Here is a 22,315-nt window from a genome sequence, read left to right on the forward strand (position 1 = left end):
AAGGATCTTATGAGTCGATCGATTTGGCGCGCCTGGCGCGCAATAGTCCTCAGCGTCTGCTGGCTGATGGACATTGCAACCGTACAGGCGCAGACCGCCGAACCGCGGGTCGCGATCCTTGTCTATCACCGCTTTTCCGACACTGCGGACGACTCGATGACCGTGCGCGTCACAACCTTCGAGACGCATCTGCAGTTCCTGCGCGAGCACGGCTATCACATCGTGCCGTTGCGCGACGTGGTGAACTGGTTAAACGGTTCAGGCACGGCGCTGCCCGCCAAACCGGTGGTGATTACGGTCGACGACGGGCATCGCTCGGTCTACGGGAAGATGTTGCCGATCGTGCTGCGCGACCGCTTTCCGGTCACCTTGTTTGTCTACCCGTCAGCGATCTCCAATGCGTCCTATGCCCTGACCTGGGACCAGTTGCGCAGCCTCGGGCAAACTGGCCTGTTCGATGTCCAGTCGCATACCTACTGGCATCCGAACTTCAACGTCGAGCGCAAGCGCCGCAGCGAGGCTGATTTCCGTCAGTTCGTGCATGCCCAGCTGGATACCTCGCGACGGCGAATAGAGTCCGAGGTGGGCGGCCACGTGGACATGCTCGCGTGGCCGTTCGGAATCTACGACGACGAACTGATGGCGATTGCCGCCGATGAAGGCTACGTCGCGGGCTTCACGTTAAACGCCCGTCAAGCCGACCGTCACTCGCCGTTGCTCGCGCTGCCGCGCTTCCTGATGATCGACGCCTACGGTACCGGTGCACTCGCGCGACTGCTTGACGAAGCGCAAACGCCAACCATGCCCGCCTCGGAAAACATGCAATGACGTACAGAAACATCCTGAAAGGCTGCTCGATCATCGCCGGGCTCGTGATTGCGACGCTCCTTGCCAGCCCGCCTGCCGCAGCGGTAACCGGCGTCGTACTCGACGAAAGCACGCTCAGTCCGGTGCCCGGCGCGATCGTCACCAGCGCGGCTGGCGTGACGCGCGCCGACGAGCGCGGCCGCTTCGAAGTCGATCAGCCCGGGCCGACGATCGCGGCTCGCGCGCCGGGATATCTGCGCGCCCAAACCGAAGTGTCTGCTGGACAGTCCGTCACGCTCGCGCTCACGCCCTTTCGTCCGAAAGCCGTCTATCTTTCCGTCTTCGGCATCACCAATACCACGCTGCGCGACGAAGCGACCGGCCTGACCCGAACCACTGCGATCAATGCGCTCGTGATCGACGTAAAGGGCGACCGCGGGCTCACGCCTTACCGCAGTGCGGCGCGCGACGCGATCGGCGCGACCGCCCAGCTCAAGGAACACGCGCCTCTTATGCAGGATTTCCCGGCCTTGCTTGCCGAACTGCATCGTCAGCACCTGTATCTGATCGCACGCATCGTCGTCTTCAAGGACGACCCGCTCGCCGACGCGCACCCCGACTGGAGCGTGCATGACGAATCGGGCAAGCCGTGGCGCGATCGCGAGCATCTGCAGTGGGTGGACCCGTTTTCTCACGAGGTATGGCAGCATAACCTCGATGTCGCCGAAGAGGCCGCGCGTATGGGGTTCGACGAAATCCAGTTCGACTATGTCCGCTTTCCCGATGCAGGTGGACTGCGTTTCGCGCTGCCCAATACCCGGGGGAATCGGACTGCAGCGATCGTCGGCTTTCTGCAGGCGGCGCGCGCGCGCCTCGCACCGTACAACGTCTTCGTTGCCGCCGATATTTTTGGTTACGTGTGCTGGAATCTCGACGATACGGCGATCGGCCAGCAGATCGAAGTGCTTGGCGCGCCGCTCGACTATATTTCGCCGATGTTGTACCCATCAGGCTTCACGTGGGGTCTGCCAGGCTGCACCAACCCTGTCGCGGACCCTGGTCAGATCGTCAGGCGCTCGTTAGCCGAGGCGGTGCAGCGAACAAAACTCCCAAGCGTACGGTTTCGTCCGTGGCTGCAGGCATTTCGCGACTACGCGTTCGATCACCGGCCGTTTGATGCTGCGGCGATCCGTGCCCAGGTAGACGCCGCCGACGCAGCCGGCACCGATGGATGGATGCTATGGGATCCCCGCAATCACTACGAGCCAGCCGACATGCCGCACCGGTGAGTCGTCTTCTGAAACGGTGCTGTGCGGTCCTGATCGGACTTGCCATCGCCGCGGATCTCGCGTGCGCTGCCGGTCTCGATGCTGCTGCGCGCCAGCAACTCGAACAGATCGTCGACGCACAGATTGCCGCCGGCCGGATTCCCGGCGCGGTTGTGCTGATGGGCGATGCCGGCCAGGTGCTCTATCGCGAGGTGTTCGGACAGCGCGCGCTCGCGCCCGCCGCGGAGGCGATGACGCTTGATACGGAATTCGATCTTGCGTCACTGACCAAGGTGATCGCGACCACCACCGCGATCCTGCAACTGGCCGAAACCGGCCGCCTGCGGCTCGACGCGCCCGTAGCACAATACTGGCCAGCCCTCGCAGCGAGCGGCAAAGAGGCCGTGACGGTGCGTCAGTTACTTGCGCATACCTCCGGACTGCGGGCCGTGGTGGCATATTGAACGCAATCGCCGCAGAACACCTGCTCGGCAAACCGGGCCAGCGCGTCATCTATAGCGACCTCAATTTCGTGGTACTCGGCGAACTCGTGCAGCGCATCACGCACCAGTCGCTTGGTGCGTATTGCCACGCTCATGTGTTCGCGCCACTCGGCATGCGCGATACAGTCTTCGTGCCTGATACCTCGCGCGCGGCGCGCAGCGCCGCGACAACTGCCGATCGGGCCGGCATGCGCCGCGGACGGGTGCATGATCCAACCGCAGTATGGATGGGCGGCATCTCCGGCAACGCTGGATTGTTCGCCACCGCCGACGATCTCGCCCGCTTTGCGCAAATGTTGCTCAACGGCGGGCGCTCCGGCACGAGCCGCATTTTGCAGGCGCAGAGCATTGCCGCGCTGGCTGCGGCCGCGTCGCCACTTTCGACTGTCCCATGGCGCGGCCTTGGCTGGGAACTGGCTGCACCGCTAGTATCGAACCGCGACCGTCTGCCGCCGATCGGTACGATCGGCCACACCGGTTACACCGGCACGGGGATCTGGATCGATCTCGCATCACGGCAGTTCGTGGTGATCCTGACCAACCGCGTGCATCCGGACGACCAGGGCGACGCCCGGCCAGTTCGTGCGCAGGTGCTCGCGCTGCTGGCGAGCCACACGGCGCCGCTATCCGTGGCCCAAACAGGCCATTTGTTGCCGTGGGCAATGCCGGCGCTGAGTGCGGCAACACGCTTGCCGGTGTCGACAGGTCCGGTACAGGTGGGCGTCGACGTGCTCGAAACGCAGCAGTTTGCTCCGCTGAGCGGCATGCGAGTCGGATTGATCACCAATCGCAGCGGATTCGACTCGGCGGGCAGGCGTACCGTCGACGTCCTCGCACACGCGCCCGGTGTCACGCTCGCGGCCCTGTTCTCACCGGAACATGGTCTGAACACCGACGTCGACGCGAAGGTCGGCGACACCATCGACTCCGCAACGGGCCTCGCCGTGTACAGTCTCTACGGTAAAGATCAGCGCTTTCCGACCGGCTCGCTCGACGCACTGGACGCCCTCGTTTTCGACGTTCAGGATGCAGGCGTACGATTCTTCACCTATGAGACAACGCTCGGCTACGCGCTCGAAGCCGCCGCCGCACGCGGCATTCCACTGTTTGTGCTGGATCGCCCGGATCCGCTCGGCGCGGACCAGTTCGGCGGCCCGCTCCAGGATGCCGGGCGCGAGTCGTTCACCGGATATTTTCCGTTACCCCTGTTGCCCGGCATGACGGTAGGCGAGCTCGCCGATCTGTTCAACCAGGAACGCCACGTCGGTGCGGATCTGCGCGTCGTTCCGATGCATGGATATCGCCGCGCGATGCGGTTCGCCGATACCGGCCTGGGCTGGGTGCCGCCATCGCCCAACCTGCGCACGCTCGCCCAACTCGATCTGTACCCGGATGTCGCCCTGCTCGAGGGTGCGAATGTGAGCGTGGGCCGTGGCACGCCACATCCGTTCGAATGGATCGGCGCGCCATGGATCGACGGCGTCATGCTGGCACGCGCGCTGAATGTGCTCGATGTCGGCGCGCATTTCGAACCTGTCGATTTCGTCCCTACCGAATCCACCTGGCGCGGCCAGCTCTGCCATGGCGTGAGTATCGTTCGCGACACGATGCAAACGCCACGTCCGCCCGCGCGCCTCGGATTGGCGTTGTTGTCCACGCTGCACGCACGCTATCCCGCCACGTTCGATATGGACGCGACACGCGATTCGATCGGCTCGGCTGCGCTGTCGCAAGCGGTTCAGGAGGGCGCAGTGCCCGAATTGCTTGAAGCGATCGAGGCAACGCAATTAGCGCGCTTCTCGCCCCTGCGCGAAAAATATTTGCGCTATTGAAGTGTGGTCCGACGCAAGGTCTCAGATGGCTGTCACTTCGGGTGTCGAGGCGTCGACTCCGCGCGCCCGCATACTGCGGAAAAACTACACGTGGATGGTCTTTGCTCGCTTCAGCCCGATCCACACCATCCCTTCCCGCAATCCTTCGAGTACCGCTTCGCGTTCCGTCGCGAATATCCTGCTGTGCTTGAACTCGTGTGTAAAGACACCTTCCGGCGTGCGATGACTGACCCGAATCCGGCAATCGTAACGCCAGCGGTCTCGTTGACGTCGGTGGAAACGGACCGGTCTGCTTCACAAACATTACCTGAGATTGTCATGAACAATGCCTCTACATGCAGTGTGTGCGCTGATATCTAGCGGTGTATGCCGCGCGTTCGGCGCAAGGCCACGCGCGGCTTGCGCTCGCACGCTACCCGACCGTCAGATTGTCGATGACCGCATGCACGCCCGGTGCCGACCACGCTGCCCCCCGAGCGGCCGATCGCTCCGCATACGAGTCCACCTTGCCCGTCAGCGTGACGACGCCCTCATGCACGGTGACCCCAATGTGATTGGCCTCCCGCTCGGCATGGCGTTGCAAGGCCTTGTTGATCTTCTCACCGACGTCGTCCGCAGCCACGTCGCCGCCCACGTCGATCAGATTCGAGACGCCCGTGACGCCACGCATTTGGCTGATCGTGCGGATGGCCACGTGCCGATGGAACGCCGTGTCGACCTCGCCGCGCAAGGTTACCCAGCCCTTCTCGACTTGCACCTGAACCGAGGCCTCCGGCAGTCCAACGGTCCATTTCAGGATCGAGCGAACCGAGTTGGCAATATCTTCGTCCGTTCGTATATCACCGTGCGGCAGTCGAATGTTCATTTCAACAACCACCGCCTTGACGCCCGCGACCCGTTGCGCCGCCTTCTCAGCGGCCAGCTTTTCCGCATAGCTGGCTGGATGCCCCGACAGCGTGACAACCCGCTCCCTCACTTCGACGCCGATATCCGTCACGTTGACCGCCGGATCCCACGCGAGCTCCTCTTCGATTTCCTGCTGCAGTTGCTGGTCCGTCTTCATCGCACTCTCCTGTCATTTCCAGGTGGTCACGCTACTCACTTGCGTCGCACCGCATCGCCCGCGGTATCGCCGCGGCTTATCGTTCTGGACGAAACAGCGAAAGGAAAAATCCGCTCAATCGAATGAGGTTCGTTTTTCGCCTCCAGCAGGTTAGCGCGGTTCGCATGGTCAACGTTACCGCTGCGGTCGGGCGACTGTCTGATATGCGTCAAGGTTTCACGCTCCAGCAGCGATAGGGTGGGGAAACCCGTCCCCCGAGAGAACCGGTAATGATGACGTTCACACTGATTGCGATAAATATCGTCGCGTTCTTCCTCGAACAGCGCGATCCCAACCTGCTCATCGGCCTGTTCGCACTCTGGCCGCCATCTCCCGCAGTTGCCGCCGACGAGCCCATCTTCCAAGTCTGGCAGTTGCTGAGCTACAGTGCACTGCATGCGAACCCGATGCACCTTCTATTCAACATGTTCGGCCTGTACATGTTCGGCCGTGAGGTCGAACAGACCATCGGGCATGTGCGCGTGGCCGCGCTATACGTCGCCAGCGTCGTGAGCGGCGCGCTCGTGCAAATCGCCGTGTCGCTTGCCAGCACGCACAGCTATCCGACGATCGGCGCATCGGCCGGCGTGTTCGGCCTGCTGGTGAGCTACGCGATGCTGTTTCCGCACCGCCGCGTGGTATTGCTGTTCCCGCCTATTCCGATGCCAGCGTGGGTATTCGCGACCGGTTACGGCGTGCTCGAACTCTTTCTGGGCGCGAGCGGCGAGGAAGCGGACGTCGCCCATTTCGCGCACATAGGCGGCATGCTCGGCGCGATCGCACTCATGGTCTACTGGTCGCGAACCCGGCGCCACTCGTGGATTGATTGAGATCAAGGGGGGCGCCAGCGCGCGAACTATCGTGAAGATGGCAATGCGCCAACCGGATACATGTGATGTTGAGAGGAGTTTGAAATGACTGAGATGCAATTTCTGACCTACGAGACCTTGCCTGATGCACGGCCCGAATCGGCCGAGGGCACTGCGCCAAAAACCATCGCGCTGCCGCAGGCCGACCAGCGCTCAGGTCTGCCGCTCATGACCGCGCTGTCGTTTCGATCAAGTACCCGCGAATTCGCACCGACTCCGCTGTCAATGGACACGCTCGGAGAATTGTTGTGGGCTGCGGATGGCGTCAACCGCCCGGTCAGCGGCGGACGCACCGCGCCATCGCCACATGCCTTTAATGAAATCGACATCTATGTGGCGCTGCCCAATGGTGTCTATCGTTACGATGCGCCCAACCATCAACTGCTGCTCAAGCACTCCATCGATGCGCGCAATCTGACCGGCTATCAGGATTTCGTCGGCAAGGCACCGCTCGACCTCGTGTATGTGGTCCGGACGTCCAGTTTGCAGGAGATGCCGCAGCAACAGCGCGAACGATTTTCTGCTGTCACCGCTGGCGCGATTGCGCAGAACGTAGCGCTCTATTGCGCGTCAGCCGGGCTTGTCAACGTGATCCGCGGCTGGATCAATCACCGGCTCCTCGCCGACGCGTTGCGGCTCAATGAGGATGAACTGCCGATCCTCGCGCAAACCGTCGGCTTGCCGAACCGGCAGCACGCTTGAGATTGAGATCTGGAGGCTGCCGGGCGGCCTTTGGAATGGCCAGCCCAAGGTCAGCGGGATGGCGCTGATTTCTATAACTAACCGATCTGCAGGCGCTTCTGTGCTGAAGGCGCCTTCTTCGGCAATGTCAGCGACAGCACGCCGTCCCTCCACGCTGGGATCTGCTACATTAGATAAACGACGGAATTCGTCATGAAATCAGGAGAGACCATGAGCGATCTTCAACTGTTCTCTGCTACAGAGCGCGATCACGCGTTAAAGATCGCGTCAGAAGGAAATTTCCTGGATGGCGTCTTTCGCGTCGAGCGCTATAACCATAGACCCGTCGACACAACGCCCGGTTTCTCGCTGTCGTCGGGGGCGATCGTTCTTTCGGATATCTACCCAAACAAAACCCCACAAGAGATAAACGAGGCGATTGCACAAGTCCGGCGCCTGAACCAGGACGCACGCGCCTATGTCTCGGCAGCATTTGACAAGCGTCCTGATTGTGAGGCTCTGGAGAGAAAACTGCTGGAGGATAACCCTGGATTTAGCCAGGTAACGTATGACCTGGTTATCAACGACGCCTTCGTCACTCAATCCACCGAATTTGCTCGCAGGTAGAAATACAAGCAGGCGCTACCGGCCAGGATAAACTCGCTGCAACGCCAGATTCAGAGCCATGACATTCACGCGCGGCTCACCGAAGATCCCGAGACTACGACCGGTGACGCGCTGCTCCACGAACGAGGGCGTCGATTGCCTCTCGCGGGATACTGCGCACATGGGCATTGGTGCACGGAGGCGAAACGGAGCGCAACGCGCCCTTACCCCATGGATTATGTCGTGTGAACCTTACCGCGGACGGGCTTGGGGCGTGCGGCGGCCAGCATGCGGTTGAGCACCGCCGCACCGATCGCTGCTCGGTCTGCTGAGCTTCGGGGCTGCATGCCCGCAGACGCGCGCCGATCAGCGCCTTGTAGCGGCCCGTCATCGTTTCGACCAGGGTCGCGCCGACCATAACCGCCGACCTCCTGCCAGCCCAGCCGCCCCTTCGCCGCGATCGCTTTGAGATGGCGATCACGCTGGGTCGGCGGGCCGGTCTCGCAACTGCGCACTGTAGTCGATCGCGGCGCAATCACGGCCTGGCCCGCCGCGCTGTGCTGCGCGACTGTCGGGTACGTCGGCGCGCCGTCGTACGCGCCATCGGCGATGAACCGCCAGATCTCGCCTGGGTTCTGGTCCAGCAGCGGTGCGACCTGCGACGGCTCGTCTCCCTCCTGATCGATGAGCGTGTGCGCCGCGATCCGACCCGCGCTGGCATCGACCGCCAGATGCAGCTTGCGCCGGCTGCGGCGCGAATTTACGCCGTGTTTCTCCTTCAGCCATTGACCCGCGCCGTAGCCTGCGGCCCAGTGCTGTCGACCAGCACCTCCAGTGGAGCGTCGGGCAACGGCGCGCGGCTGACAGCGGGTCGCTGGTTCGCGCGCCGGCTCAGGGTCGTGTGATCGGGGATCGGCAACGTCAGCCTCATCAGATGAACCACCGAACCCAGCAGTCCTCCGGCCTGCCGCAAACGCATCCGCAACGCACTACCGAGCATCAGGGCCGTTTCGATCGCCAGAGCTGAATAGCGGGGCTGGCCGCCCGGAGTGGTACGTCGATGCGCCTGCCGCTGCGCGGGCGCCTCGGGCGTGATCCACAGCGTCAGACTCCCCCGGCTGTGCAGGCCCGCTTTGTACTCGGCCGGTTCGTCATGCGATGCGCCATCTTCGGGATGTGATGTCGGCGATCGGCGTTGTGTTTGTGCGGCATGCGTCGCTTCAGGAACGGTCAGGCTGTCACTTTCTTACCCAACCTTTCGTGGACCTATCGGTGCATCGACGCCCTTCCGGCGGTTACGCGTAGCACCAGGGAAATGCCATGTTCGACATTGAATGTATCCGGCCTGTACCGAGGGTCAACGGGGTCTCCCGCAAAAGCTCACCTTGACGGTGTCGGTTCAACGAGAATGGAAACGGTGCCTCAGACAGTCGAGTTACCCACCAGGCGTCAGAGCCGACAGCATCCGATGGAATGGAAACGCTCGGTTGTCGAGCAGACGTTCGAAGTCGGCGCTTCGGTCGCACGGGTCGCCCGCGAGAACAACATCAACGCCATCCAGGTGTGGGCCTGGCGCACGCTATACGCTCAGGGACTGTTGGTCGAAGTGGCGCGAACCGATGCCATGTTGCCCGTCGTCGTTGATATGGAGGGTGGACCAGGCTGAACGCGAATTTCTATCATAAGCGTTGAAGTTATAAGGCTCGCCGAATGTATGGAGGCAGCGGGTGGTTCCCGGGCAGCATTCCGTGGCACCAGTTGCGACACGTTGTGCCAATTGGCGCTCTGGCCGATCCCGCGGGTGATCCCGGTGTCGAAGAACATCGGGACTGCGGTGGCCCAGACTGTTATGGCGGATCCATATACCCCCGGCTGATAGAAATTCGCGCTCAGCTTGGTACACGCCCTGATATGCATGAACTTCTCCGGACGTGAACCGCAGCACGCGTGCCGCAGCCGCAGTGTCATTGGCCCAACACCCACTGAACGAGCGTGTGGGCGTCTTCGGGCGAGATCGGGCCGCCACGATCGGCAGATAGCGGCATCGACATGTCACCCCAGTGCGCCTTGCCGCCGAGCCGCAGCTTGTTTTCGAGCATGACGTCAGCGCTCCGCTTGTTGCGGTAGCGCTCGGCGATCTGGTGGAACGACGGGGCAGAAAAGGGCCCATTGGTCGTGTGACAGAACATGCAGTGATGTTGATCGATGAGTGCCGTCGGCTCGGCTTGGGCGAGTGCGTCGCCGCCTGGCACAAAAAGTAAGCCGGCGATACCCACGGCGCAGAAAGTGCTTTGCAGTGCGTTCACGACTACCACTCCAGAAAGGATTTTGATTTCAGTCTACGGGCCGCCTGGTGTCGGGCGTTGATGCAAACCAACGCGACGCAGGTGCAGCTTGCAGGGCCGTCATGCGTCCGGCACGCAGGGGTGCAAAAGCCGCTTTCCTCGCTGGCTTCTGTGGCGGCGTTCGGGGGCGTGTCGGCGCGAGGTCGCCACACCCAGGATGGTACTCACCACCCTGACGGGAATTAATGTGACATCAGCACAGGCACAGTCATCGACTTCAGTATCGCGCGCGTCGCACCGCCCATCACCAGTTCCTGCCAGCGCGCGTGCCCGTAGGCTCCCATCACAAGCATGTCGGCGCCGATATTGGTGAGCTGCGACAGCAGTGCATCGCCGATCGACGCGCCGATCGCCACTTCAATATCGGCGACCTCAACGTTCGCGCCGTGCCGCGCAATGACGGTGGCGATGTCTGAGCCGGGAACGCGGCCGCCGGGCGCTTCGCTCTTTTCGCCGTTCACTGTGACGACAGTCGTCTTCTTTGCAAGCCGCATGAACGGCAGCGCATCGTGGACGGCTCGCGTAGCTTCGCGGCTGCCGTCCCATGCGGCCATCACGTGACTGCCGAGCGAAGGATAGGCACCGACGTAGGGCACCATCAACACCGGCCGTCCCATGGACATCACGAGATTTTGCGGAAAATGATCGCCGATGTAGGATTCGGGATCGTTCGGATCGTCCTGACCCGCGATGATCAGGTCGGCGCAACGGGCACGACGCGGCACAGCGATGTTCGCGTATTCGTCGGTGGCGATCCAGTCGCCGGCAACTTGCGCCCGGCCCAACTCGGCGTGGAACAGCTGCTCAAGGACGGCGCGGCGCTCAGCGCGCAAGTTCTCCTGGTCCCGGTTATACTCCGCCGTGCCGGCTATCAGACAGAACGACCGCGGTTCCGGCGTAAATAGCGCAAACACGCCTGTGAGGTGCGCGTGGAACTGCTTCGCCACCCGCAGTGCAAGTTCGAGCCGTGGATGAGCGCGTTCGCTCGTGTCGAGGTGAACGACGATGCTTTTGTAGCTCATCCTGACAGCTCCGGAAAAGGTGTGAAGGCGCACCAACGCGTGATCTCAAGTCTCTGAGCCGCGCCAGTGTCGGGCTCGACTCAAATCAAGCACGCTGTAACCTGGACCTCGTCTGCACGACGTGAGAGCGCGCCATTGCGCGCGACGGTCGCCCGCTTGATGCAGGTCAACGCTTGCATACCTCGTTCGCCAGAGTGAATCCGACTGTCGCCACGGATTTTCCAGACGTTCACGGCGTCATAGCCAACATGGCCTGTCTCCTTCATATCCCAGTTTCTGCATCCACCGGATAAGCTTTCGGCAGGGGAATAGATATGTCAGCCCTGTCTACGCCCACCGGTCGATCCCGAAATATCCGCTGCCGCACCTCCTCGCGGATTTCGTCTGCAGTAGGCATTTTCTTAGGCATTGCAGTCTCCTGGCAATCGTCGGCAGGCCCAGCAGGATGAAAAATTCCGGTATGCGAAGTTAGGCTGCCTGTCGCCAACCGATAGAAAAGATTACTTTATTTACGGGCATGTACCAAGCGACCTTCCGTTCGCTGTCGGCTCGCGTTTGCGACGCCTCGAACGCAAGGTGAGCGATACGCGCGGATTCTATGCCATCATCGCCTTCAGCGTGCTCGCCGTACTGGGTATCCAGTACTCGCCGATCAGCCCGATGAAAGCCTTATTCTGGAGCCCCTCATCAACGGGGGCGTCGCGGTGCCGCGAATCGTGCGCAGACCTGCTCGCAGGCGAATCACTAATCACGCGACTTCTTCCGCACAGCCCACTTGCGCAACTCTTCGAGACCCAGCATCACGGCCCCGAACGGGATGATGAAGAACCAGGTAGTGATTCCGATTCCTGTCGTTCCGAGAAGAGCATTGCCCCACGGAGCATAGTTGATCAGGATCAACATGGCAATTTCCGTGATCACGCCAACTATAAGCAGCGGGTTGCCCCCCAAACCTGTCGACCGTGACGATCGGGTGGAGCTTCTGCACAGAAACACATTAACGACCTGCATCACGATGATTGCGCTCAGGCAGGCCGTGGTGGCTTGCCGGTAGAGGGGATCGCGGAGCGAGAGACTTTGGCCGTATTTCCAGCCACCGCCATTGAGTACAAAGAAAAATGCCGCCATGGCAATGGCCGCCTCGATCAGGCCCAGAAAGAGATAGGCTCGCAACGCCAGAGGCCAGTTCATCAGCCTTTCGGTTTGCGGGCGGGGAGGACGGCGCATGACCACGGGCGCCGGCTTCTCCACACCAAGGCCCAGGGCGGTGAGCGTGTCCGTCCCCATGTCGACCGAGAGCGCCTGAATCGGTGTCAGCGCCAAGGGAATCGGGAACAAGACGAAGACCAGATAGGGAATCAACTCGGCAACGTTGTGCACCAGCACGTAGGTCAGAAATTTGCGGATGTTCTCGAAGACCGCACGTCCCTCCTCAACCGCATTGACGATGCTGGCGAAGTTGTCGTCCAGCAGCACCATATCGGCCGCCGCCTTGGCGACATCCGTGCCCATGATGCCCATCGCGATGCCAATGTGAGCAGCTTTGAGCGCCGGGGCATCGTTGATGCCGTCGCCGGTGACGGCGACGATGTGTTCCTTGTTTTTCAAGGCTTCCACAATCCGCATCTTCTGGTCGGCGGCGACGCGTGCGAAGATGATTTCTTCCGCGTCCAGGGCAAGCTGAAGCTGGATGGGTGTAAGCAGACGGAGTTGCTCGCCGGTAATCACCACCGGATGGTCAGACCGCGTTAGCCCGACCTGGCGGGCGATTGCTTCCGCCGTCCGTGGGTGGTCGCCCGTGATCATAATCACCCGGATGCCGGCTTCATGGCTCTTGCGAACAGCTTCCGGTACTTCCGGCCTAGGCGGGTCTTCGAGTCCGACCAGTCCGGCAAGTACCAGATCTTCCTCCAGGCGCTCGCGGTCATAGCCACCGGCAAGCTGCCTGAACGTAAACGCCAGCACCCGGAGGCCCTGCCCCGCCATCGCGTCCTGCGCCTTAAGGAAGCTTGCTCGCAGCGATGCATCGAGCGGCTGGGTCTTGCCGTCGAAGAGCATTTGCCCGCACAGCGGAAGCACCGCCTCGAGGGCGCCCTTGCAGTAGAGGACGATGCCTTCAGGTGTCTGCTGCACGGTGGAAAGCCGTTTGCGATCAGCGTCGAACGGGAGCTCGTCGAGGCGACGGCCGATGGGGTCGCCCTGAACATATTGCAGTGCCATCTCAACCAGCGCGACTTCCATCGGATCGCCGACCAGCCGCCGCTTCCCGGCAGTCTCCGTCTCGTTCAGATCGTGGCACATTCGGCCGACCATAAAAAACGGCCGATACAGGCGGGCGAGATCCTGTCTTTGCTGAATGTCAGCCGTCGAAATGACGGTCGCACCAAGAAATAGCTGCGTCACTACCATGTGGTTCTGGGTGAGGGTACCGGTCTTGTCAGTGCAAATCACTGTGGTGGATCCCAGCGCCTCCACCGAAGGCAGATAACGGATGAGAACCTTGCGCTTTGCCATGCGTTGAGTGGCCAGCACCAGCGCCAGGGTCAATGTAGGCAGAAGCCCTTCAGGTACCATCGCGACGATGATGCCGATAGCAAAGATGAATGCCTGCCAGAAGGAGATGCCGACCGCCCATCCAACCGCGAAGAACAGCAGCCCGAGCAACACAGCGAGGTATGCGGTCAGACGACTCAAGCGCGCGATCTCCCTGCGCAGCGGAGAGACTTCGTCGCCCGCTGTCTGAACGAGATGCGCAATTTTGCCGAATTCGGTGTGCATACCGGTTGCAAAGACTACCGCCCTGGCCTGGCCGGAGACCATGGCGGTGCCGGCGAGCAGGATGTTTTTGCTTTGAATCAGCTCGGTGGCATCGGAGGGGCCGGCGTTACGTGCTTGCGGCAGCGATTCACCGGTAATGGCGGCGTTGTCGACGCGCACATCGAAGGCCTCGATCAGCCGGCAATCCGCCGGAATATTGTCGCCCTGTGCGAACACGACGATATCGCCCGGCACCAACTCCTCCGCAAGCAGGCGACTGACCTTGCCTTCCCGTAATACGCTGATTTGCTGCGGCAGCAATTTGCGCAGGGCTGCAAGAGATTGTTCGACTCGAAACTCCTGCCAGAACGAGAACACGCCGCTGACCAGGATGACGATGACGATGGCATAGCCGATTTTCGCCATGCCCTGGCCGGGGACGCTCCATTCCGCGAAGAACGCCAGTGCTGCGGCGATCCACAGGATGACTGAAAAGAAACCGATGAATTCCTTGAGCAATCGAAGCAGGATCGGCTCATGAGCAACCTCCTGCACAACGTTGCGGCCGAATTCGCCACGCCTGCGGTCGGCTTCCGCGTCCGTCAGGCCGGAAGGATCGCTGCCGAGGCTCGAGGCTGCGTCCGATGGGGAGAGCTGATCGATTCTCAATGAAATCCCCCGAAACCGCGCCAGGTTAGCCTTCGGTAAGTGTCAGCAGTATGTCAGCAATGCCAGGCGCAGTTCAGTCCGAGCGCATCGTCCAGCTTCAGATCGCGCGTACCCACATCGAGCCGCGCCGAGTGGATACCCAATAGTATCCACGGCAGGTCGCCCTGGGTCAGGGTGCACTGAAATGCGCGCGTCAGTCAGAAAGTAGCCGTTGCACTGGAAGCGAAGGCCAAACGAAGAAGCGACCACCGCATGGCGCATGACAGGCATGTGACGCAGCGTGTCCTCGAAGTCGAGTACCAGCAGCGAGGAGCCGATTTCAACCCGATCGAGCGAGCCGTGCAGGCGCGCTGGCGAAGGCGCGGTAGACCGCCGTCATGGACAGCGCAGAGCGCTCGATCTCAGCGACTGCCACATCGATCTCTCCGCCAGTGTCCCGGCCCTGTCGCCAGATGGTCTTTCGATCGCAGGATAGCGGGATCGAGAACCCAATGAACCTGGTCATATTTCCGGGATCGGTGCGCAATTGGATCTCGATTCGGTCAGGAAAGTGTTTGCCAGGTTCGTCAAACATCACGTGGCGGATCGTCACAAGGAAGAGGCGCCTGTCTCGTTCGCAGAAAAAGCTCGTCGCATTCGTCAGCAGCCGCCGCTGTTTGAAGATAGTCAACCGTTCGGCTAGCGGTGGCGGTTGCCGAAGAGTCGCATCAGTATCAGGAAGAGGTTGAGAAAGTCGAGATAGAGGGCAAGCGCGCCCATGATCGCCTTCTTGCCGGCGATCTCGTCGTCTTCACCCGCTATATAGATGTCCCTGATTCGTTGCGTGTCGTATGCGGTGAGGCCTGTGAACACGAGCACGCCGATCACGGAAACGACGAACTGCAGTGCCGTGGAAGTCATGAAGAGATTCACAAGCCCAGCGATAACGATACCGATAAGCCCCATGAACAGAAAGGAGCCGAAGCGTGAGAGGTCGGCCCGCGTCCAATAACCGTAGATGCTCATTGCGCCGTAGGTGGCCGCGCTTATGAAGAACACACGCGCGATGCTCTCGCCCGTATACACAAGGAAGATGCCGGAAAGGGACAGTCCGACTAGCATGGCATAGAGCCAGAAACTGATCTGTGCTGCGCCAAGGCTAATGCCCTCGATGCGGAAACTCAGGAACATGACCAGCCCCAGCGGTGCGAGCAACACAACCCAGAAGAGGGGCGTTCCAGCTACCGACGCATAAAAGCCACTCATCGCTCCGATGTAGGCAATGACGCCCGTGAGCGCCAAGCCCCCTGCCATGTAGTTATAGACGCGCAGCATATACTGCCGAAGGCCAATTTCGCCGCCTTCCAATACGCGCTGTGGTCCTTCTGCTCGAGCCCCCTTGGGAAGGTAGTTTCCCATGGCCAATTCTCCTGAGATCGCAGCACTGGCAGCCACCCATCGGCACTGCCGTTCGTACGGCCAATCTCGCACCTCGGGCCACCGGGTACCTTGATGCACATCAAGTTCATCCCGGGCGACAAGCCGCTTCGATTGACATTCGCTGTATCCGACTACCTTGATTCAGGACAACGCCCGCGTTCGGGAAAGGTCGACGATTTCCTGATGGCGGGCAGATCAGAAGGAGGGAGGCGCGTAATCGTGGGCCCGCTCGGGATCGATCCGAGCCGCCACGCCGGACTTTCTCTATATGTCGCATTGCGATATATACAAATGAGGGCATGGGGCGTCGCGACGCGGTGCTCTCATGTGTTCGTCAAGCTGCTCTTGTCCCTTAGCCATGTCAGTCTCCAATGCTATGTGCACGGAACCACCTGCGCGGCTCACTCCTGGTTTTCGTCGCACCATTCGACAGCCCATGCCTTTGCGCATGAGATTGCATCCGCTTCATCGACAAAGGAATCGATGTCGCCCGGATCGTGCGTTTCGACGCGATTTTCCTCACTCCCGGCCCCGCGAGTGATTCTCGCCCTCGCGACATAATGCCCGTCGCTGGCGCGACCTATGCGGCAATCGATGTGAAACGCGCTGTATTCGAACTGCATCGACGACTCCCGAACGGTGGTTCATTAGGATGATTAGATGCTATGTGGGAGGGCAGCGACAGAAAGCCCGACTGGAGTAAAACGGGACTTGCACATTCGTTTTCTCCGAAGGCGCACGCAAATGGATACGCCTGACACAGCCATCCGTGGGCAGAATACGACGGCAGGTCTGTCTTCATACCAACTCCCGTTTCGAGTCCTTCGAGAATGGAGGACACTAAAACCCTAGTCTTCAAGGAGATCTGGGCATTGATGCAGGTCAAATCACCGGAGTCGCGCAAGTTCGCCTCAGGCGACGTGGTTTGAGATCGCCACTTCCCCTGGCGCGACGGGTGCGGCCGAGCGACCAGAGACCATAAGAGGCAAAGAGTGTCCGGAAGTCTGCGCCTGCTCAGCGGGTCCGAGAATCACATCGATAGCCGCCTGGTCGGCGTTCTCCGCGACAAGACAGGCCCAACGACCGGAAAATGGTCCGCCTCGCATCTTGATAAGCTCCCAGCGCTGCTACGCCGGGGGCTTGATGGGCCCTTCGATACGAAACCAGACGTCGAACATGTCCTTCAATGTGGACCTCAATTCAATCAATATCCCAGCGTGGACTGGACTTCTCCCAGCTCAAGCAGACAGGGTTCGAGTATGCAACTATGTTCCGGATATTCGGGGTGCAGGTCGTCGTCGGGATTGCATTTCTCTTTGTCGTCTGGCTGCGCAATCGCAAAGACTTTCCACTTCGCCTGTCGAATCTCGCGTTGGGAATCGTGTGCTCGCTCGCAATCCTGATGGGCAACGCAGTCCTCCAGTTTGCAACGTGAGCGCCAGCCCAGCACAAACGGTCACGCGCGATATTTCTGCTCGAAATGCGGCTGTCTCCCTGTAACAAGCGACAGCTCGGACAATAATGCGCACGTCGCATCGAGCAGATCGTCGAACGAAAGCAGCCCCACCAGCTCGCCCGCATTGCTGAGGACAGGCATGCGTCGTATGGCATGCAAACGCATTCGCTTCACGACTTGCCACACATCTTCCGAGTCGTATGCGACGATGGGCGGCGAGGACATGACATCACCGACGAACAGCCCAAACGCATCGATTTCCCTAGCGAGAACCGCGAGTACGATATCCCGATCGGTTAGCACGCCGCGAGGATGAAGCTTTCCATCCTCGCTCTCCTCCACTGCTACGAAGTCGCCTACATGACGATCACGCATGATCCGGCACGCATCCAGTAGGGTAGTGTCTGGCCCACACGTGACAACATCTCTTGTACAGATATCACCCGCATTCATATCCCGTATCCTCCTTCGAAGAAAATCACTTTTCAAACCGGGACGCAATCAACACACTCAGACTAGCCGAAGAAGCGAACCGACCATTGACTACAGTCAATCATGACGTTGTCCCATTGCTCGATGAGCCAGCGCATGCCGAATGCCGGGCCGAGACAGCTTGCCACGTCGCCAGCCGCTAAAACGTCGGGGCGCCAGTGCACAGAACTAATCGACAACAACCCTGTCTTCGTGTGCGAGACCACGGTCGCCCACGAACTCGCAGAAATACGTCTCGAATGAGTTCGCGGTCGGCTTGGTGAAGCCCCGCGGTACGTTGCTATCGTAGCGTTCGCACAAGCACGAGATGTCCCCTATTCACAATCCAGATCAAGCGGATGCGTGGCGCCCTGCGAAAGCTGCTGCAGGGCATGACGGCGGCATCGTGCCGTAGCAGCGATCTCTGCGACAATGTTCCATGCTCACCGTTCAAACGCTGCGGTGATCTGTCGGCGGACGCTGATCTACTCCATGATCTGTATTCTGGGAAGTTCACCGGACTTGATAGGAACATGCCGACCACCGGATACGCCCCCATCCTGAAGCCAGTTGCGATGCAGCGGCACATTCCTCCGCAAAGAGCTATTCATGACGCGGAAATCCGCCGCCGCGCGATTATTCCAATGTACTCGACGCGAGTACATGCTTACCATCTTGCGTATAAACATATGCCCGATTGAAGGGATACTCGCTTTGCGTGGCACCCAGGCGGCCCATAATAGGCCCGTCGTGCCCGACAACGCCGTCGGGGCGCGACGCAAGAATCTGGAACAGCGATGTCCAGCCGTGCTCGAACCCCATGGCCGAGCCGGCGAGGTATAGTCGGTAGGCACGGATAGTCCTGTCCGCGTCCTCACCCAGTATCTCCCGGGCTTCGTCGAGATGCGCTTCGAGCGCGTCGGCCCAGTGCCACAATGTCTGGGCATAGTGCGGGCGCAGACATTCGGCGTCCAGCGGCTCGAGCTTGCCTCGGGTGATAGCGTTCAGCATCACGCTCACATGTACGAGCTGGCCCCCGGGGAAAATGTATTTTTCAATGAAGTCGCTCATACCGCCATCGAACTGGGGAGTGCCGGTGTCGCCAGCCGTAATGCCGTGGTTCATTACGAGGCCACCGGGCTTGAGCAGACGGTGAATCTTGGCGAAGTAGTCAGGGAGGTTGGGTCGGCCAACGTGTTCACACATGCCTACCGAGGCCACCCGATCAAAGGGCAGGGATTCATCGATGTCGCGATAGTCCTGCAGCAGCATGCGCACGCGACCCTGCAAACCTTTCCGCCTGATGAGGGTCGTGACGTAGGCGTGCTGGTTCCTGGAGAGCGTAATACCCGTGGCATCAACCCCATAATGCTCGGCAGCCCATAGCAGCAGCCCACCCCATCCGGCGCCGATGTCGATGAAGCGCTGCCCCGGCCGGAGCATGAGCTTCCTGCAGATCATGTCGAGCTTGGCGTCCTGCGCCTCACGCAGGCTCATAGCCGGTTCGGAAAAATAGGCGCACGAGTATACGCGTTTCGGATCAAGCCAGAGGGCGAAGAACTCGTCAGAAACGTCGTAGTGGCGCTGAATCTGTCTCGCATCCTTAGCCCGGCTATGGTGTGTGCGCTCCCAGATGGCACGTTGAGCGTGCCGGACAAGGCGAGATAACCCGTGTCTAGCTTGCTGGGTCGGGTCGACTCCGAGCAGAGCCGGCGCGACCAACACAAGGTCGCGCATTTCGCCTTCGATTTCGACTCGCCCTTCCACATAATCTTCTGCGAGCCGCCCGATCGCCCCTTGCGCCAGATGCATGAGCGCACGCATATCGCGCACAATAAATGCGACACGGGCTTGCGTAGCGCCAATGCTCCGGCCTCCGGCGAGTTGGAGTGAGCAAGGCAGCGGCAACCCGGTGAGCCGCTTCTCGGCTAATCGACGCAGATGGCTAAGGAAAGGCATGAGATGGACCCGAGGGTAGTTTTCGACGACCAATAGACGCAGATCGCAGACACGGCATATTGCCAGGAACACCATGTCGAACGACATGAGCATTCCCGTTGCCCGGACGGCTCAACATCGACTCCCAAGGCAGAATTGCCACATCTATCCAAAAAGAACAGCTGCCTGCTCAGCGTGCGCGGCTACGGCGCGTATTGATTGACACCGATCAATCAAAGCACGCGTCGCGTGGCTGTCACCGCCGGCCGAGCCGCATCATCGGGATCCAATTTCGAAGTATCGCTTGCCGGGGTCGAGATCGAGGCTTGTCGCAATCAGCCCCGACTCGCATCTACCTTCCGCCGTTTTCTTGATCAACCTCAAATATTCGCCCGGCAAGCCGCCCACAATTCTCGTAACGGGAATCGCGCTCTCGCCCGCCACATCGAACTTCGCATCCGACCGCGCACCCAGAGGGAGAGGAGACATGGCGAATTATCCTCTCGGAGCATGTGCGTTGACAGTCGAAGCGGTGATCTCATGAATTCATACTGGATGGATAACGAACCACGATTCAGCGATCGCGCGGAGGCAGGACGCATGCTTGCGCGACAACTAGACGGATATGCGGGACGCAGCGATGTGATCGTGCTGGCGCTGCCGCGTGGCGGCGTACCGGTCGGCTATGAGGTCGCGCAAACGCTGGGCGTCGAACTCGACGTGCTGGTCGTGCGCAAGCTGGGCGTGCCGCACTATCCGGAACTGGCAATGGGCGCCATCGCGTCCGGCGGTGCGCTCTATCTTGACGAGCAGACGATCCGGATGGCAGACGTCACCCAGCCAGAAATGGTCGCCGTAGTGAACGATGAACGCCGCGAACTGGCACGGCGTGAGGCGTTATATCGCGGACAGCGTCCGCCGCTGAATATCGAGGGGCGGACGGTCATCATTGTCGACGATGGCATCGCCACCGGCTCGTCCATGCGCGTCGCCATCGACGCGTTGCGTACCGGCAGGGCGGCCCGAATCGTCGTTGCCGTGCCGGTCGCGCCCGAAGACACAGCAGAACGACTGCGCGGCCTCGCCGATGAGTTCGTCTGCACGCACAGCGCGCGTCAGTTTGGTGGCGTCGGCCGGTTCTACCGGGACTTCGGGCAGACGAGCGACGCCGAAGTGCGCGCGCTCCTCGCTCGCTCACATCAGGACATCCTGTAATGCACCCCGCCGCCACGCCCTTTCTCGCCGTGCGCGAGCTCGCGCAACGACTCAATGACAACGACAGTGACTATGACGCATTGCTGGAGATGGCGCGCGATCGCCAGTTCGTGTTACTCGGTGAAGCATCGCACGGCACGCAGGACTTTTACAGAATGCGGGCACAGATTACGCGGCGCCTGATCGCCGAGGGCGGCTTCGACGCGGTCGCGATCGAAGGCGATTGGCCCGACACGTGGCGCGTGAACCGTTTCGTGCAAGGCGAAGGCGATGCCGATGCCGATGCCAATGCCGCCCTAAGGGATTTCGAGCGCTTCCCTACCTGGATGTGGCGCAATCGTGAAATGCGCGACTTCATCATCTGGTTGCGTGACTACAACGCCTCGCTGTCGCCCGAAGAACGGGTTGGCGTTTATGGGCTGGATCTGTACAGCATGTACCAGTCAGCCGATGCGGTGATCCGCTATCTCGAGCAGGTCGATCCCCAGCAGGCGACGATGGCACGCAACCGGTACGCGGCGCTCGATCACGTGCGCGAACCCCAGGCCTATGGGTATGCCGCCGCGGTCGGCGCCCGGCCCGATGCACGCGAAGGCGTAGTCGCCCAGTTGCTGCAACTGCGCGCCGACGCGCTCCTCCATCTCTCGCAGGATGGCCTTGCGGCACTCGATGCCCAGTTTTTTGCACAACAGAACGCCGAAGTCGTCGTCGACGCGGAAAACTACTACCGGTCGATGTTCGGGCGGCGCCTGAATACCTGGAATCTGCGTGACGCACACATGCACCGCACGTTATCCGCTCTCGGCCGCTACCGGGTGCGACGCGGTGGACAAGGACGCGTCGTCGTCTGGGCGCACAATTCGCACCTGGGAGATGCACGCGCGACCGAATCACATCTGCGCGGCGAATGGAACCTTGGTCAGTTGGTGCGTGAAGCAGTCGGCGCAAAGGCCCTGTTGATCGGCTTCACTACCTACACCGGATATGTGTCGGCCGCGTCCCAATGGGATGGCGACGTCGAGCACAAGTGGGTGCGGCCGGCATTGCGCGACACCTATGAATACCTGTTTCACAGCACCGGGCTGGACCGGTTCTTCCTGCCGCTCAAAGGGGTTGCAGCGGCGCCGCTTCGTGAAGCCATGCTCGAACGGGCGATCGGCGTGATCTACCTGCCCCAGACTGAACGCGAAAGCCACTATTTCTGGACGTCCCTTTCAAACCAGTTCGATGCGCTATTTCATCTGGATGAGACGAATGCCCTGGAGCCCCTCGATGCGCCGCCTCACTGGCACCGACGCGAGGAACCTCAACAGGCAGCGTAATCGCAACGATGCGTGGTGGAGGTGCCCGATGCA

General features: G+C 60.9%; 22 protein-coding genes and 1 pseudogene. 11 read left to right on the forward strand and 12 right to left on the reverse strand.

Going from position 1 to position 22,315, the window contains the following annotated elements; all coding sequences use genetic code 11:
• Positions 1–9: 9 nt before the first annotated feature.
• From P0D80_RS29320 to P0D80_RS29335, 4 genes are read left to right on the forward strand one after another with little or no spacing between them, the layout of a single operon-like run.
• Complete coding sequence (locus P0D80_RS29320; protein WP_408288830.1) at positions 10–828, forward strand: polysaccharide deacetylase family protein; 819 nt, start codon at positions 10–12, stop codon at positions 826–828.
• Entirely contained in the window at positions 825–2,096 is a 1,272-nt protein-coding gene (locus P0D80_RS29325; protein ID WP_408288833.1) for a putative glycoside hydrolase, read from the forward strand. The genes P0D80_RS29320 and P0D80_RS29325 overlap by 4 nt, the downstream gene beginning before the upstream one ends.
• Positions 2,093–2,539 (forward strand): serine hydrolase domain-containing protein, encoded by a 447-nt coding sequence (locus tag P0D80_RS29330; RefSeq protein ID WP_408288836.1) that lies wholly within the window; start codon positions 2,093–2,095, stop codon positions 2,537–2,539. Before P0D80_RS29325 ends, P0D80_RS29330 begins: the two co-directional genes overlap by 4 nt.
• Positions 2,536–4,410 (forward strand): exo-beta-N-acetylmuramidase NamZ domain-containing protein, encoded by a 1,875-nt coding sequence (locus tag P0D80_RS29335; protein WP_408288839.1) that lies wholly within the window; start codon positions 2,536–2,538, stop codon positions 4,408–4,410. Before P0D80_RS29330 ends, P0D80_RS29335 begins: the two co-directional genes overlap by 4 nt.
• Positions 4,411–4,822: 412 nt before the next feature.
• Here the strand turns inward: P0D80_RS29335 and P0D80_RS29340 are convergent, their stop codons facing one another.
• A complete protein-coding gene (locus P0D80_RS29340; RefSeq protein WP_408288842.1) occupies positions 4,823–5,473 on the reverse strand; it encodes a BON domain-containing protein in 651 nt (216 codons plus the stop codon).
• 35 nt (positions 5,474–5,508) lie between these two features.
• Positions 5,509–5,685, reverse strand: a complete 177-nt coding sequence (locus tag P0D80_RS29345; RefSeq protein ID WP_408288845.1) for a hypothetical protein — start codon at positions 5,683–5,685, stop codon at positions 5,509–5,511.
• 60 nt (positions 5,686–5,745) lie between these two features.
• Between P0D80_RS29345 and P0D80_RS29350 the strand changes: the two genes are divergently transcribed.
• The 3 genes from P0D80_RS29350 to P0D80_RS29360 all read left to right on the forward strand — a co-directional run bounded on the left by P0D80_RS29350 (position 5,746) and on the right by P0D80_RS29360 (position 7,689).
• A complete protein-coding gene (locus tag P0D80_RS29350; RefSeq protein WP_408289076.1) occupies positions 5,746–6,342 on the forward strand; it encodes a rhomboid family intramembrane serine protease in 597 nt (198 codons plus the stop codon).
• Between the two features lie 84 nt (positions 6,343–6,426).
• Positions 6,427–7,083, forward strand: a complete 657-nt coding sequence (locus P0D80_RS29355) for a nitroreductase family protein (protein ID WP_408288848.1) — start codon at positions 6,427–6,429, stop codon at positions 7,081–7,083.
• A gap of 210 nt (positions 7,084–7,293) precedes the next feature.
• Entirely contained in the window at positions 7,294–7,689 is a 396-nt protein-coding gene (locus P0D80_RS29360; RefSeq protein WP_408288851.1) for a hypothetical protein, read from the forward strand.
• A gap of 15 nt (positions 7,690–7,704) precedes the next feature.
• Here the strand turns inward: P0D80_RS29360 and P0D80_RS29365 are convergent, their stop codons facing one another.
• The gene (locus tag P0D80_RS29365) at positions 7,705–7,857 is read right to left on the reverse strand and encodes a potassium-transporting ATPase subunit C (RefSeq protein ID WP_408288854.1); all 153 of its coding nucleotides are present in this window, start codon (positions 7,855–7,857) and stop codon (positions 7,705–7,707) included.
• A gap of 47 nt (positions 7,858–7,904) precedes the next feature.
• Positions 7,905–8,880: pseudogene (locus P0D80_RS29370) on the reverse strand (IS5 family transposase).
• 196 nt (positions 8,881–9,076) lie between these two features.
• On the opposite strand from P0D80_RS29370, the gene P0D80_RS29375 reads away from it, so the two are divergent.
• A complete protein-coding gene (locus P0D80_RS29375) occupies positions 9,077–9,334 on the forward strand; it encodes a transposase (RefSeq protein ID WP_408288857.1) in 258 nt (85 codons plus the stop codon).
• 298 nt (positions 9,335–9,632) lie between these two features.
• Here the strand turns inward: P0D80_RS29375 and P0D80_RS29380 are convergent, their stop codons facing one another.
• From P0D80_RS29380 to P0D80_RS29405, 6 genes are all read right to left on the reverse strand, one after another.
• The gene (locus tag P0D80_RS29380; RefSeq protein ID WP_408289079.1) at positions 9,633–9,938 is read right to left on the reverse strand and encodes a c-type cytochrome; all 306 of its coding nucleotides are present in this window, start codon (positions 9,936–9,938) and stop codon (positions 9,633–9,635) included.
• 257 nt (positions 9,939–10,195) lie between these two features.
• On the reverse strand, positions 10,196–11,035 hold the full coding sequence (locus P0D80_RS29385; RefSeq protein ID WP_408288860.1) for a universal stress protein: 840 nt from the start codon (positions 11,033–11,035) through the stop codon (positions 10,196–10,198).
• A 744-nt stretch (positions 11,036–11,779) separates the two neighbouring features.
• Positions 11,780–14,461, reverse strand: coding sequence for a cation-translocating P-type ATPase (locus P0D80_RS29390; RefSeq protein WP_408288864.1), 2,682 nt, complete (start codon positions 14,459–14,461; stop codon positions 11,780–11,782).
• A 319-nt stretch (positions 14,462–14,780) separates the two neighbouring features.
• Positions 14,781–15,131 (reverse strand): hypothetical protein, encoded by a 351-nt coding sequence (locus P0D80_RS29395; RefSeq protein ID WP_408288867.1) that lies wholly within the window; start codon positions 15,129–15,131, stop codon positions 14,781–14,783.
• 8 nt (positions 15,132–15,139) lie between these two features.
• Positions 15,140–15,859: a Bax inhibitor-1/YccA family protein gene (locus P0D80_RS29400; RefSeq protein ID WP_408288870.1), complete on the reverse strand. Its 720-nt coding sequence runs from the start codon at positions 15,857–15,859 to the stop codon at positions 15,140–15,142.
• Positions 15,860–16,281: 422 nt separating this feature from the next.
• The gene (locus tag P0D80_RS29405) at positions 16,282–16,503 is read right to left on the reverse strand and encodes a hypothetical protein (RefSeq protein WP_408288873.1); all 222 of its coding nucleotides are present in this window, start codon (positions 16,501–16,503) and stop codon (positions 16,282–16,284) included.
• A gap of 644 nt (positions 16,504–17,147) precedes the next feature.
• On the opposite strand from P0D80_RS29405, the gene P0D80_RS29410 reads away from it, so the two are divergent.
• Positions 17,148–17,315, forward strand: a complete 168-nt coding sequence (locus P0D80_RS29410; protein WP_408288876.1) for a hypothetical protein — start codon at positions 17,148–17,150, stop codon at positions 17,313–17,315.
• 21 nt (positions 17,316–17,336) lie between these two features.
• Here the strand turns inward: P0D80_RS29410 and P0D80_RS29415 are convergent, their stop codons facing one another.
• The gene (locus tag P0D80_RS29415) at positions 17,337–17,789 is read right to left on the reverse strand and encodes a CBS domain-containing protein (protein WP_408288879.1); all 453 of its coding nucleotides are present in this window, start codon (positions 17,787–17,789) and stop codon (positions 17,337–17,339) included.
• A 654-nt stretch (positions 17,790–18,443) separates the two neighbouring features.
• Entirely contained in the window at positions 18,444–19,766 is a 1,323-nt protein-coding gene (locus P0D80_RS29420; RefSeq protein ID WP_408289082.1) for a class I SAM-dependent methyltransferase, read from the reverse strand.
• A 519-nt stretch (positions 19,767–20,285) separates the two neighbouring features.
• On the opposite strand from P0D80_RS29420, the gene P0D80_RS29425 reads away from it, so the two are divergent.
• Both P0D80_RS29425 and P0D80_RS29430 read left to right on the forward strand, forming a co-directional pair.
• Complete coding sequence (locus P0D80_RS29425) at positions 20,286–20,960, forward strand: phosphoribosyltransferase (RefSeq protein WP_408288882.1); 675 nt, start codon at positions 20,286–20,288, stop codon at positions 20,958–20,960.
• Complete coding sequence (locus P0D80_RS29430) at positions 20,960–22,282, forward strand: erythromycin esterase family protein (RefSeq protein WP_408288885.1); 1,323 nt, start codon at positions 20,960–20,962, stop codon at positions 22,280–22,282. The genes P0D80_RS29425 and P0D80_RS29430 overlap by 1 nt, the downstream gene beginning before the upstream one ends.
• The last annotated feature ends 33 nt before the right edge of the window (positions 22,283–22,315 follow it).

Source organism: Paraburkholderia sp. RL17-373-BIF-A, from assembly GCF_046030175.1.
In the GTDB taxonomy this organism is placed as follows: domain Bacteria; phylum Pseudomonadota; class Gammaproteobacteria; order Burkholderiales; family Burkholderiaceae; genus Paraburkholderia.